Below are 13688 nucleotides of genomic sequence, written 5' to 3' on the forward strand. Positions count from 1 at the left end.
GGATTCCCGACTTGCCCGATCAGCTTGCCGCAGTATCGACTACGCCCGCATCAGCCGTGAGGACCGATCGCGGTCAGCCTGGGGAGTACCCCGAGCTCACTTCCAGTAGGCCTGCGACTTGATCGCGGTCTTGGGTAGCGCGTGCTGGCCCTTGAGGGTCTTCACGATCGAGCGGGTGGTCTGCCCGCAGCAGGCGACCCACGCGAACGCGTCCGCGGCGCAGTTCATCTCCTGCGCGGCCTCGCGCAGCAGGCGGCCGTCGTCGACGCGCTGCAGCCAGGTGACCTGGTGGTGCGGCTTGTTGTGCACCGGGATGGTCTGGTCGGACTCGTACTGCCATTCCAGCCAGACCCGCGCCGGGGTATCGCCGATGGCGTCGAGCAGCGAGTTGATGGCGGGCAGCGAGGCGGTGTCGCCGAAGACGACGTACTCGCCGGGAGTCTGTTCCGGCAGCTGGAAGTCCGAGCCGAGGACCGTGACGTCGAGCAGATCGCCCGGCTCGGCGCGACGGGCCCAGTCGGCGGCCGGGCCGTTGTGCAGCGCGAAGTCGATGCTGGCGGTGTCGGCTTCGGGGTTCTGGTCGACGAGGGTGTAGCCGCGGTGGTGCAGCTTGTCGGTCTCGGCGTCCGGGATCCACAGGCGGACCCACTGGGTGGGGTGCACCGGATGGTCGGCGAGCAGTCCGCCCATGGTGAAGCCGATCCGCACGAACTTGTCGGTGATCTGCTCGTTGGATGTCACCGTCAGCTTGTAGTCGGCGCCGCCCCAGGCCTTCGTGATCAGGCCGTTCAATCCCTTACCCATAGCGTTAGGTTAGCCTAAGGTCACTTGTTTGTCTGCATGGGCGCACTGAGCCGCGTTGGTCAAATAAGGTAAGCCTATGCAAATATGGGGACCGTGTCCGGGCGATCGCCCTGTGAGCGACCCCGGCGCGACATGCGTGAGAGAGTGGAGAACGAACCGGTGGAAACCCTCCTGGTAGTCGGCGCGGGGCCGAAAGCCCTTGCGGTGGCAGCGAAATCGCACGTCCTGCGCACCCTCGGCCTGCCCGCGCCACGCGTTGTCGTCGTCGAGTCGCACGCGGTCGGCGGCAACTGGCTGCCCAGCGGCGGCTGGACCGACGGCCAGCACCGGCTCGGCACCAGCCCCGAGAAGGACATCGGCTTCCCGTACCACTCCACCTGGGCACGCGGCCGCAACCGCGACATCGACCAGGCGATGTCCGCGTTCAGCTGGACCTCGTTCCTGATCGAGCACGGCACCTACGCCGAGTGGATCGACCGCGGCAGGCCGAGCCCGCAGCACCACGTGTGGGCCAAGTACCTGCAGTGGGTCGCGAAGTCCATCGACCTCGAGCTCGTGCTCGGCCGGGTCGAGCGGATTCGCCACGGCGGCAACGCCGTCGGTGACCAGTGGCAGGTCGGCGTCGTCGACGCCGATGGCAACCGCACCGAGCTCACCGCCGACGGCCTGATGATCACCGGCCCCGGCCGTAGCAGCCGCGCGCTCGCCGAACACCCCCGCGTGCTCAGCATCGCCGAATTCTGGGACCTCGCGGGCAAGCGCAGCCTGCCGGTCGCCTCCCGCGCCGCGGTGATCGGCGGCGGCGAGACCGCGGGCTCGGCGCTGGACGAGCTGGTCCGCCACGAGATGCTCACCATCTCGGTGATCTCGCCGATGGCCACGCTCTACACCCGCGGCGAAAGCTTCTTCGAGAACTCGCTGTTCAGCGACCCGGTGAAGTGGAACGCGCTGAGCATCCAGGAACGTCGTGACGTCATCCGGCGCACCGACCGTGGTGTGTTCTCGGTGCGCGTGCAGGAGAGCCTGCTCGGTGACAACCGGGTGCACCATCTGCAGGGCCGGGTCACCAAGATCGCGCCGCGGGGCGAGTCGCTGTCGCTGACCCTGACCAACGAACTGCGTGCCGACCAGGTGCACAACTTCGACCTGGTCGTCGACGCCACCGGCGGTCAGCCGCTGTGGTTCCTGGACATGTTCGACCAGCAGACCGCCGACCTGCTCGAGCTGGCGGTGGGGGGCCCGCTGACCCAGCAGCGCATCGAGTCCTCGATCGGCTACGACCTGGCCGTCACCGGACTGGCAGGCAAGCTGTACCTGCCGAACATGGCCGCGATGGCCCAGGGCCCCGGTTTCCCCAATCTCAGCTGCCTGGGCGAACTCTCGGACCGCGTGCTGCGGACCGAGCCCGCCAGGGCTCGCGCCCTTGCGAGTCACCTAGCCGCGCGCTGAGATATCGAACGACGACAGCCCCGCGCCGGAAGGTGCGGGGCTGTCGTCGTCGTCTGGCTCAGGCGCGGGCGACCGGCATGTCGTCCGGGGTGCGCGGCGCCGCGTAGAGCGCGATGCGGCGGTCGGGGCGCACGTCGAATTCGTCGACCCGATGGAAGCCCGCCTTGGTGAGGCTGCGGCAGATGGCCTGGTTGCGGTGGTCGGGATCGCCCATGACGCGGCGGCAGTCGGGATTGGCGGCGAAGACCGCGGTGACCATCGTGGCAATCCAGCCGGTCATGATGCCCTTGCCGATCACGGCCGGGTCGGCGGTGGCGATGTGGAAGCCGATGTCGCCGGGGGCCGAGTCGTAGAGGTGGCCGATCTCGTCCTTGGCGGCGCGATAGAACTCGATATAGGCGATGTCGCGGGTGCCGAGTTCCGGCTCACCGAGCACCGCGAAGTCGAGGCTGAGAATGCATGGCCGCGAATAGGTTCCGGCCAGCTGGGCCTGGAAATCGGCGCGGCGGCGGTCGGCGTCCCAGTCCTGTTCCCACGACTCGAGCAGGTGCGGGCGGGCCATCCACTCGGCGAGCAGTGCGGGATCGGTGCCGTCCGGATCCGCTCCGCGCAGGGCGAAGGGCGCCGCGAAGACGGGCAGCGCCGGCGCCGGTGCCGCGGCCACATCGGCGGGCAGATCGGTCTGCTCGCGGGGCAGCACGTAGGGGGTCCCGGCGGGGTTCATCGGCTGAATGCTCCGTTCAATCGTTACCTTGGTCACCTCGATTGGTAAGGCTAGCCTATACTAATGGCCGGGTGTTACTGTTGCCAGACCGATCGCCCGGTGGTTGCCAGTCCATGGCCGAACCGGGTCGGTCTCGGGTGCAACAGGATTCGCCCCGGTCCCGGACGACAGTGCCGGGCCGGTCCGTGCCTCGGCACGGAGTTGGACAGTGTGAAACGGCGGCGCGACCCTGCGCGGCCGGTGAGGGAGAGCGACATGGCAAGAGAACTCGGCTGGATCAGGCAATTCCAGGCCCCCCGGACCGATTCCCTACCGCCGCTGATCGTCTTCCCGCACGCGGGCGCCGGCGCATCGGCATATCGGGTGTTCGCCAAGCGTATGGGCCAGGATTTCGACACCGTGATCATGCAGTACCCCGGCCGTCAGGACCGGGCGCGTGAGGCCGCCGCCGAGACGCTGCCCGAGCTCGCCGCGGGCGCCTTCGAAGCCTTCCGCGACTCCGCCCACAACACCGGCGCCCCGCTGACCGTCTTCGGCCACAGCATGGGATCCATCGCCGCGTTCGAATTCGTCCGGCTGGCCGAAGCCACCGGGTTGCCCGTGCGTTTGCTGGTGGTCTCCGCGGCGGCCGCGCCGCACCGGATCGCCGAGCTCCCCGGACATCCCACCGAGGACGAGGAATTGCTCGACCACATGGCCGCCCTCAACGGCACCGGCGCCGACGTGATGGCCAGCCGCGAGGTCATGCGGATGGCGCTGCCGGTCCTCAAGGCCGACTACCGCGCCTTCGACGCCTATTCCTGCGGCACCGACGTGCAGGTCGCCGCGCCCCTGCTGGTCCTCGGCGGCGACGACGATCCGTTCGTCGGCCCGCGTGACCTCTACGCCTGGGAGACCAGCACCAGCGCCGAGATCGAGGTGAACCTGTTCGCGGGCGGCCACTTCTACATCGACGAGAACATCGACGGCATCGCCGAGGTACTGGCCGGTCAGGCGATCGCCCGATGAGCACCGTGACCGATCCCATCGTCATCGTCGGCATGGGCATCGAGGCGCCCGGCGGCATCGACACCCTGCCCGAGTTCTGGTCGGCGCTGGCCACCGGCCGCGAGCTGATCGGCCCGTTCCCGCGCGATCGCGAGTGGCCGCTCGACGAGCTGTTCGCCCTCGGCAGGCTCGACGGCTGGGCCCCCGTGCGCGACGCGGGCGGCTTCCTCGACGGCGCCACCGAGTTCGACGCCCAGTTCTTCGGCATCACCCCGCGCGAAGCGGTCGCCATGGATCCGCAGCAGCGGGTGGCCATGCGGGTGGCATGGCGCGCGCTCGAGCACGCAGGCGTCAATCCCGGTGCGCTCGACGGTGATTCGGCCGGTGTGTGGATGGGCGTCTCGACGGTCGAGTACGGGCCGCGGGTCGGGGGCGTCAACGAGTACAGCGGCTACCGGGCCACCGGCACCGCGCTCGGCGCGGTCGCCGGACGCATCTCGCACGGGCTCGGCCTGGTCGGCCCGTCGATCAGCGTGGACACCGCGTGCGCCTCGTCGCTGACCGCCGTGCACCAGGCCGCCTCGGCGATCCGTGCGGGCGAGTGCGAGTGGGCGCTGGCGGGCGGTGTGTGCGTGATGGGCTCGCCCGGCGCGTTCTACGAGTTCTCCAAGAACAACGCCCTGGCCACCGACGGCCACTGCCGTTCCTACGCCGCCGACCCGACCGGCACTCTGTGGGGTGAGGGCGCCGGCGTCATCGTGCTGGAACGGGAATCGCGCGCGAAGGCGCTCGGGCACCGGATCTACGGGCAGTTGCTCGGTTCGCGGGTCAACCACAACGGCGCGGGCGCGCCGATCGCGGTGCCAAGCGCGACAGCGCAGCAGCGACTCATCGAGGCCACCGTCGCCGCGGCCGGGATCAGCGCGAACGACATCGGCCTGATCGAAGGCCACGGCACCGGCACCGCCGTCGGTGATCCGCTCGAATTGACCGCGCTGGCAGCCACTTACGGCGACCCGGAGCGTGGCGACGACGGCCCGCTGCTCGGCTCGGTGAAGTCCAACGCGGGCCACGCCCAGGCGGCCTCGGGCATGCTCGGGCTGATCAAGGTGCTGCTGTGCGGCGCCAACGGCGTGATCGCGCCGAGCCTGTGGGCCGATGCCCCGAACACCGAGATCGACTGGGACGCGACCAGTCTGCGGCTCGCCGCCGAACTCACCGACTGGGCGCCGCGCGCGGACGGCCTGCGCTATGCCGCGGTGTCCTCGTTCGGTGTCGCGGGAACCAATGCGCACGCCATCGTCGGCCTGCCGGTGCTGGAGGAGACCAACCATGGCTGAGTACCGTCTGCCCGACGGCTCCGTTCCCGTTCTGCTGTCCTCCGACAGCGTCGACGGGCTCCGGGCCGAAGCCGCCGCCCTGCGCGGCTACCTGGAAACGCACCCCGAGGTCGCGGCGGAACGGCTGGCGGACATGTTGTTCCGCACGCGCGTACCCCGCCGCCGCCGGGCGCTGATTCTGGCCGCTCCGACGACGGCGCCGGGTGGCGCGGCCGACCACCTGACCGCCGCAGGAGCAGGTGAGCCGACCGTCCTGCGGACACAGGCGGCGAGCGAGCTGCTGTCCGCCCTCGATGCGATCGCGACCGGCGCCGATCACGACTTGGTCGTGCAGGCCGACACCGCGGCGAGCGCGCGCAAGATCGGCTTCGTCTTCCCCGGTCAAGGCAGCCAGCGCCCCGGCATGGGCGCGCTGTTCTATGAGCAGTCGGCCGCTTACCGCGCCGTCGTCGACGAATGCGCCGACCTCCACGAGGAGCGGTTCGGTCACTCCCAGCCACTGCACTACCTGCTCGGCAACGAAGGCCGGTTCGAGGACACCGTCTGGGAAGTTCAGCCCGCCTTGATGTTCCACATGACCGGCCTCGCCGCCCTGTGGCGCGCGGCAGGCGTCGACCCGCACGCGACCATCGGTCACAGCCAGGGCGAGCTCGCCGCGGGCGCGGTCTCGGGCGTGATGACGCTGCGTGATTCGGTGCTCGCGGTGACTCACCGTGCCCGGCTGGTCGAGCGGCTCTCGCCGCGCGGCTACTCCATGGCGGTGTTCGGCATGGACCGCGAGGGTGTGGAAGCGCTGATGGCTCGGCATTCGGGCTGGGCCGAACTCGCGGTCGTCAACTCGCCGCACATTCTCGCCATCTCCGGCGACCGTGACACAGTCGTCGACCTGGTGGCCGCGGCCACCGCACGCGGCCAGTTCGCCAGGGAGATCCGGGTCGCCTACCCGGCACACACCTCGATCGTCGCCGAGGTGCGGGCCGACTTCGAAGGTTTCCTCGGTGACGAGATGAGCGGCACCCACTTCGTCGATTCCGAGATCGCCTGCTATGGCGCAACTCTCGGCGAGGCGATCACGCCCGACCTCACCCACGAGGAGTACTGGTTCTGGAATCTGCGCAACCGCGTCCGGTTCGACCGGGCCGTGGTCAGCGCCGGTAGTGACGGCGTCGACCTGCTGATCGAGGTCGCCGAGCACCCGGTGCTGCAACTGGCCCTGCAGGAGAACCTGGGTCTGGTCCCGAACCGTCCTGGCCTGCCCCCGCGCGACTTCCGCGTGCTCGGCACCTCGCTGCGCACTGCGGAGGGCTTGTCCGAGTTCACCCGCAATCTGGCTCAGGTCGCCGTTCTCCACGCCGACTACCGCTGGGACGCACTGCGTGTCGACGACTCTGTCACCTTCCCGCTGCGCGATTTCCCGCACACGATTACCGCGCCCAAGCGCCTCTGGGCGCCGCTCGGCGCACACGAGACCCCGGCCGAACTCGTGGTCACCACGCCGAAACCGCAACGGCTGGTGGAACAGTGGACCCCGCTGCAGCACCGGTCGCTGACCCCACCGCGCAACCTGCTCCTCGTCGACCACACCGGTGCCTGCGCAGACCTCGCCACCGCATTGCTCGCGGCCGCCGACCGCCACGGTGCCGGTGCGCGCGTACTCGGATTCGCCGACCTCGCCGGCGCCGACGGCGACACACCGGCCTTCGCCCTGAGCGACGGGTCGGCTCCCGACACCGTGGTCATCCTGCTGCCCGCCACCGCGGACGACGACAGCGCCACCGCCGTCGACGCGCTCACCGAGTTCTTCGCCGAACGCGCTTGGGCCCCCGCGCTGTCCGCGCTCCGCCCCGGCGGCGAGTGCTGGCTGCTGACCGTCGGCGGTGAGACCGTGCACGACGGCGATCCGGCTCCCGCGCTGTTCCAGTCGGGCGTCACCGCCGGATTCCGCAGTATCGGTATCGAACACCCCGGCATCATGTTCCGGCATCTCGATCTCGCCGCGAACGAAACCGCGTCCGCACAGGCGGCCAAGATCGTCGGCGCCGTGCACTCCACCGGCGAGGCCGAGCTGGCGCTGCGGTCGGGCAAGGTGTTCGTGAAGCGCCTGGTTCCTGACACCGCCGTCGAAACGGGTTCGCTCGGAACCGATCTCGATCATGTGGTGATCGTCGGCGGCACCGGCCAGCTGGGCCTGCGCTTCACCGACCACCTCGCGCGGACCGGCGCCGGTCGCGTCACCCTGCTCAGCCGCAGCGGCGAAACCGAGGCGCTGGCAGGCGAACTGACTCGTCTGCGTGGTCTCGGCAGCACCGAGATCGTGGTGCGGGCCTGCGACGTGAGCGATGCCGATGCGGCCGCCGCCTTCGGCGCCGAGATCGCCGATCGCCCGGTCGACCTGGTCATCCACGCCGCCGTCAACTACGTCGACGCCGAACTCGACCAGATCACCGCCGCTGACGTCCACACCGCCGCCAGCGCCAAACTGCGCGGCCTGGACAACCTCGTCGACGCCGCACCGCTGGCCGACGACGCGCGCGTCCTGCTGTGCTCGTCCATGGCGGCGACCGTGGGCGGCCGTGGCCAGATCCTCTACGCGGTGACCAACCGCATGCTCGACATCGCCGCCCGCAGGCTGCGCGCCCGTGGCATCGCCGCGGCCAGCTTGCAGTGGGGCCTGTGGAGCGTGGCCGGTCCGCTCGACGACGCCGGTTTCGCCCGCGTGGAAGAGGCGGGCGTGTATCCGATGGCGCCCGCCGACGCGATCGAAGCCGGACTCACCGAGCCCGTCCGTGACGGCATGATCATCGCCGCCGACTGGGACTTCCTGCGCGAGGTGCTCGGCGCCTTCGGCCAGGACAGCGTGCTCACCGGTCTGGAATCCAGTGCGCCTGCGCAGCAGGCGGGTTCGGCCGCCAAGGCCTCCGGCGCCGTGAGCCCGCAGTCCACCGCCGACGATGCGCCGGCCGTGAGCGGCCTCGCGCCGAGCGCACCGGCCGACAGCGCCCCGCTCGACCTGCGCATGCGCACCGAACTGCTCAAGGTGATCGGCGGCGACAGCGCCGAATCCATCGACGCCACCATGCCGTTGGTCGCCCTCGGCCTCGACTCGTTGCAGGCCCTGGACTTCCGCAAGCGGGTCAAGGCGGAACTGGATCGCGATCTGCCGGTCGCGGCGATTCTCGGCGGCGCGTCGCTCGACGATGTCGTGCTGCTGATGGCACAGAACACCAACCAGGGCTGAGGGGCCGAAAGAACATGTCAGACACCGAAGCCACCCTGTCCGTCGCGGAACGCCGCAAGCTGCTGCTGCAGCAGAAGCTGCGCGCGAGCGGCATGGCCGCCGCCACCCCCGAGCCCGTCGCCGTGCCGCGGATCGCGGCGGGGGAGCGGCGTCCGCTCACGCCGGGCCAGCGCCGCATGTGGTTCCTGCAGACCCGCGACGCCGACGACACCGCCCTGACCATCTGCGTCGCCTACCGGCTCACCGGCCCGCTCGACGCCGACCGGCTGCACGCCGCCTTCGACACGGTCGTGGCCCGCCACGACATCCTGCGCAGCACCTACGGCGCGGACGCCGACGGCGAGCCGTTCCAGGTGTTCACCGACGACGCGCGCGCCGAGTGGCAGACCCACGACCTGACCGACCTCGCCGAATCCGGTCGTGACCTGCGGGTGGAGGTGCTGGCCCGGCGCGAGTTCGGCCGCCCCTTCGCCCTCGGCACCGAACTGCCGCTGCGCGCCACCCTGATCCGCACCGGCGCCGACGAGCACGTGGTGCTGTTCGCCATCCACCACATCTGCTGGGACGACGACTCCTGGGCCGTGTTCTTCGCCGAACTGAACGCCGCCTATCGCAGCGCGGGTCCCGCTCCGACCGGCACCGTGCAGTTCGCGGCGATCGCGCCCATCGCCGAGCCCGCCGAGGCCGACGTCGCCTACTGGCGTGAGGCCCTGCGCCCGCTGCCCGAGCCGCTCGAGCTGCCCGGCTCCGCCGCCGCCAACCCCGGCCGCACCGCCCAGCGCCGGACCCACCGCCTCCCGGCCGACCTGGTCACCCGCACCGAACAGTTCGCGCGCGAGCAGGCCGCGACCCCGTTCATGGTGCTGCTGGCCGGTTTCGACGCCCTCGTGCACCGCTACACCGCCGCCGAGGACTTCCTCGTCTCCATCCCGGTGACCGACCGCCCGGCGGGCACCGAACAGCTCATCGGCTACTTCGGCAACACCCTGCTGCTGCGTGCCACCCTCGGCGCGCGCGACGACTTCGCCCACCTCGTCGCCGCCGTGCGCGACACCTGCGCGGGCGCCTTCGCGCGACGCGGTGTCGGCATCGATCGCGTTGTCCGCGAAGCGAACCCGGATCGCGTGGCCGGTCGCGACGGCATGGACCAGCTGGTCCGGCTCGGCTTCAGCGTGCGCAAGAGCGCCGACGGTTTCGCCATCGACGGCGTCACCTCCACCCAGCTCGACCTGGGCGCCGCGAGCGCGCAGGTGCCGCTGGCCCTGGCCATCGTCCTCGAGGACGACGGCACCGCAGTGGTGGAGGCCGAATACCAGACCGACGTGCTCACCGAAGCCCTCGTCGATCAGCTGCTCGTGCACTTCGGCCAGCTCCTCGACGCCGCGCTGCGCGACCCGCGGCGCAGGCTCGGCGACCTCGACATGCTCGGCGCCGCCGACCGCGCCGCGTTGCTGGAGCGCTCGCACGGCGTGCTCGTCGACCAGCCCGCGACCACCCTCGTCGCCCTGCTGGAGGCCGCCGCTGCCGCCACCCCCGACGCCGTCGCACTGGCCTCCGACGACATCGAACTCACCTACGGCGCGCTGCACGCGCGGGCGAACCGGTTGGCGCACTGGCTGATCGGGCAGGGCATCGGCACCGAGGACATCGTCGGCCTGCGCCTCGGCACGTCGGTCGAGTTCATCGTCGCCGTGCTCGCGGTGCTGAAGGCGGGCGGCGCGTACCTGCCGATCGACCCGGCCTACCCCGAGGACCGGATCGAGTACCTGGTCGAGGACGCGAAGCCCCGATTACTGCTCGGCGCAGTGGAATTGGCGGCCGCCGAGTCGACGGCGACCGAGCTGTCCGCGACCGCGCCGACGGACGCGGACCGGCTGCGCCCGCTGCTGCCCGCGAACCTCGCCTACGTCATCTACACCTCCGGCTCCACCGGCAAGCCCAAGGGTGTTCCGGTGCCGCACTCGGCGATCGCCGAACACATCGTCTGCTTCACCGCCGACTGGAACATGACCGCCGAGGACCGGCTGATGCAGTCCTCGTCGGTGAGTTTCGACGCCTCGCTGGTCGACATCGCCATCACCCTCACGGTCGGCGCGCAGCTGATCGTGCCCAAGCCCAACGCTTTCCGCGACATCCGCTACGTCGCCGACCTCATCACCCGCCGCCAGGTGACGGTCCTGCACATGGTGCCGTCGATGCTCAGCACCTTCCTGCTGCTGCCCGAGGTCAGCGAATGGCGTTCGCTGCGTCAGGTGCCCGTCGGCGGCGAGGCGCTGCCCGGCGAGGTCGCCGACCGGTTCGCCAACACGCTCGAGGCCGAACTGCGCAACCACTACGGCCCGACCGAGGCCGTGGTCTGCTCGACGCACATGCCGGTCGAGGGCCCGCAGGGCACCGGTGTGGTGCCGATCGGCATTCCCAACCGCAACGTCTACACCTATGTCCTCGACGAGGCGCTGCAGCTGGTGCCCGACGGCGTCGTCGGCGAGCTGTACCTGGGCGGCGATCAGCTGGCCCGCGGTTACCTCGACCGCCCCGCGCTGAGCGCCCAGCGTTTCGTCGCCGACCCGTTCACCCCGGGCGCCCGCCTGTACCGTTCCGGTGACCTGGTGCGCCGCAACAGCTTCGGTGAGCTCGACTTCGTCGGCCGCGCCGACGAGCAGGTGAAGGTGCGCGGTTTCCGCATCGAACTCGGCGAGGTCGAGGCCGCGATCGCCGCGCATCCCGCCGTCGCGCACTGCGTCGTCGTGGTGACCGAGGATCCCGCCATCGGTGCGATGCTGGCCGCCTACGTGGTGCCCGCCGAGGGCTCCGTCGACCTCGAGCAGGTGCACGCCTTCGCGTCCGGCGCGCTGCCGGAGTTCATGGTGCCCAGCGCGTTCGCGGTGATCCCCGAGATCCCGCTGACCGTCAACGGCAAGCTCGACAAGCGCGCGCTGCCGGCGGCCACCCCCGCTGTGGTGCGCACCCACCGCGCCCCGGCGACGGCCACCGAGCGCAAGGTGTGCGCCCTGTTCGGCGCCCTGTTCAACCTCGACGAGGTCGGTGCGGAGGACTCGTTCTTCGAACTCGGCGGACACTCGCTGCTCGCCGCCCGTCTGGTCGCCCAGGTGCGCGCGGAATTCGGCGTCGAGCTGGACGTTCGCGTCGTCTTCGACAGCCCGACCCCCGCGGCACTGGCCGCCGACCTGGTCGCCCGCTTCCTGGCCGAATTCGACATCGACCTCGATGCCGTCGACTCCGACTTCGACGACGAACCCGCCGCGGACTCGAGCTCCGGCACCGACTCGGCGGGCGCTGACGGCGAGTCGGCTCCCGTGGACATCTCCGGTGTCTCCGCACCGTCGAGCCGCCCGGTGATCGGCGGACGCGCGCGCGGCGAGCGGATTCCGCTGTCGTACTCGCAGCTGGCCATGTGGTTCCAGTACCGCATGGAAGGCGCAGGCTCGGTCGGCAACCTGCCGCTGGCCATGCGTTTCGACGGCGCGCTCGACATCGCCGCGCTGCGTTCGGCACTCGACGACGTCGTCGCCAGGCACGAATCCCTGCGTACCACCTTCCCCGAGCACGACGGCGTCCCCTACCAGGTCGTGCACCCCGCCACCGCGGTGCCGCTGCCCATCAGGGAGATCGCGCCCGGCGAGCTCACCGCAGAACTGGCGGCCATCGCCGACTACGCCTTCACCCTCGACGGCGAGCCGCTGATCCGCGCCGAACTGCTGGTGCTCGACGCGGACACCCACGTCCTGTCGCTGCTGGTGCACCACATCGTCGCCGACCACGCGTCCTTCGGCGTGCTGCTCGACGATCTCACCGTCGCCTACCGGGCGCGCAGCGAGCAGGGCGACGCGCCGGGCTGGAGCCCGCTGCCGATCCAGTTCGCCGACTACGCCCTGTGGCAGCGTGAGCTGTTCGACCAGGCCGAGCCGAGCGAGTTCGCGCAGACCCAGATCGAGTTCTGGCGAACCCAGCTGGCCGGTGTGCCCGAGGAGATCGCGGTCGCCCACGACCGTCCGCGTCCGCCGGTGCTCGGCAAGCGCGGCGAGGTGGTGACCTTCTCGCTGCCCGCCACCGTGCGGTCCGGTCTCGAATCGCTCGCGATGCGCAGCGGCGCCACCGAATTCATGGTCTGCCAGGCCGCGGTCGCCACGCTGCTGCACACCCTCGGCGGCGGCACCGACATCACTCTCGGCACCCCGGTGGCGGCCCGCACCGATCCGGCGACCACGAACCTGATCGGCCTGTTCGCCAACATGGTGGTGCTGCGCAACGACCTGTCGGGCGCACCGACCCTGCGCGACACCGTGATCGGTGCCCGCGATGTCGTGCTCGACGCGAACGCGCACCAGGAACTGCCGGTCGAACGCCTCGTCGAAGCGCTCAACCCGCGCCGTTCCCGCTCACGGAACCCGCTGTTCCAGAGCATGATCCACTTCCGCGGCGCCGACTGGGCACCCACCACACTGCCGTTCGCGTCCTCGGGCGAGTCGACGGTCACGGTGCTGCCCGCCGACTTCGACGTCTCCTTCCTGGATCTGAACCTGAGCCTGAACGTGACCGCCGACGGCGGCATGGACGTGCGCGTCGTCGTCAACGCCGACCTCTACGATCCGGCCACCGCGGCACTCATCGCCGACGCGCTCGCCGCCACCCTGCGCGCCTACGCCGAGACCCCGGACCTGCCGGTCGCCGACCTGCGGGTACTGCCCGCGACGGATCTCGAGCGACTCCTCGCCGCCCCGGAGCCGGTCACCGCGACCGCCGTCGCCACCGGTGCGGTGGCGGACTCCGACACCGAGCGCATCCTGATCACGCTGATCGAGGAGCTGCTCGAGATCGACGACGTCACCGGTGAGGACAACTTCTTCGGCCTCGGCGGCGACAGCGTCATCTCCATCCAGTGGTCGGCCCGCGCCGTGGAACTCGGCCTGCCGCTGACCCCGCAGCTGGTCTTCGAGTGCGCCACGATCACCGAACTCGCCGCCGCGGTCGATGCCGCCGCGGCCTCGGAGCAGCCGCTAGCCGAAGAGCCCGAACAGGTCTCGCATGCGCCGATGAGCGCATCGGGCCTGGAAGCCGACGCCTTGTCCGCGCTGACAGCCGCCTGGTCCGCACAGGGATGAGCATGGACAGCACGACCACGCAG

At 70.6% G+C, this 13688-nt stretch carries 7 protein-coding genes; 5 read left to right on the forward strand and 2 right to left on the reverse strand.

Features of this window, described 5'->3' with window-relative positions; translation table 11 throughout:
* Nucleotides 1-96: 96 nt before the first annotated feature.
* Nucleotides 97-804, reverse strand: coding sequence for a siderophore-interacting protein (locus IEY60_RS19795; RefSeq protein WP_189030392.1), 708 nt, complete (start codon nucleotides 802-804; stop codon nucleotides 97-99).
* Between the two features lie 132 nt (nucleotides 805-936).
* Between IEY60_RS19795 and IEY60_RS19800 the strand changes: the two genes are divergently transcribed.
* The gene (locus IEY60_RS19800) at nucleotides 937-2253 is read left to right on the forward strand and encodes a SidA/IucD/PvdA family monooxygenase (RefSeq protein WP_189030394.1); all 1317 of its coding nucleotides are present in this window, start codon (nucleotides 937-939) and stop codon (nucleotides 2251-2253) included.
* Nucleotides 2254-2311: 58 nt separating this feature from the next.
* Here the strand turns inward: IEY60_RS19800 and IEY60_RS19805 are convergent, their stop codons facing one another.
* A complete protein-coding gene (locus IEY60_RS19805) occupies nucleotides 2312-2977 on the reverse strand; it encodes a GNAT family N-acetyltransferase (protein ID WP_189030396.1) in 666 nt (221 codons plus the stop codon).
* Between the two features lie 255 nt (nucleotides 2978-3232).
* Here IEY60_RS19805 and IEY60_RS19810 point away from each other — a divergent pair, with 255 nt between their 5' ends.
* From IEY60_RS19810 to IEY60_RS19825, 4 genes are read left to right on the forward strand one after another with little or no spacing between them, the layout of a single operon-like run.
* Complete coding sequence (locus tag IEY60_RS19810) at nucleotides 3233-3985, forward strand: thioesterase II family protein (protein WP_189030398.1); 753 nt, start codon at nucleotides 3233-3235, stop codon at nucleotides 3983-3985.
* Nucleotides 3982-5304, forward strand: coding sequence for a beta-ketoacyl [acyl carrier protein] synthase domain-containing protein (locus IEY60_RS19815; RefSeq protein WP_189030400.1), 1323 nt, complete (start codon nucleotides 3982-3984; stop codon nucleotides 5302-5304). Before IEY60_RS19810 ends, IEY60_RS19815 begins: the two co-directional genes overlap by 4 nt.
* The gene (gene nbtC, locus IEY60_RS19820) at nucleotides 5297-8542 is read left to right on the forward strand and encodes a nocobactin polyketide synthase NbtC (RefSeq protein ID WP_189030402.1); all 3246 of its coding nucleotides are present in this window, start codon (nucleotides 5297-5299) and stop codon (nucleotides 8540-8542) included. Before IEY60_RS19815 ends, nbtC begins: the two co-directional genes overlap by 8 nt.
* 14 nt (nucleotides 8543-8556) lie before the next feature.
* Nucleotides 8557-13665 (forward strand): non-ribosomal peptide synthetase, encoded by a 5109-nt coding sequence (locus IEY60_RS19825; protein WP_189030404.1) that lies wholly within the window; start codon nucleotides 8557-8559, stop codon nucleotides 13663-13665.
* Nucleotides 13666-13688 lie beyond the last annotated feature (23 nt).

It is taken from the genome of Nocardia rhizosphaerihabitans (assembly GCF_014646295.1).
In the GTDB taxonomy this organism is placed as follows: domain Bacteria; phylum Actinomycetota; class Actinomycetes; order Mycobacteriales; family Mycobacteriaceae; genus Nocardia; species Nocardia rhizosphaerihabitans.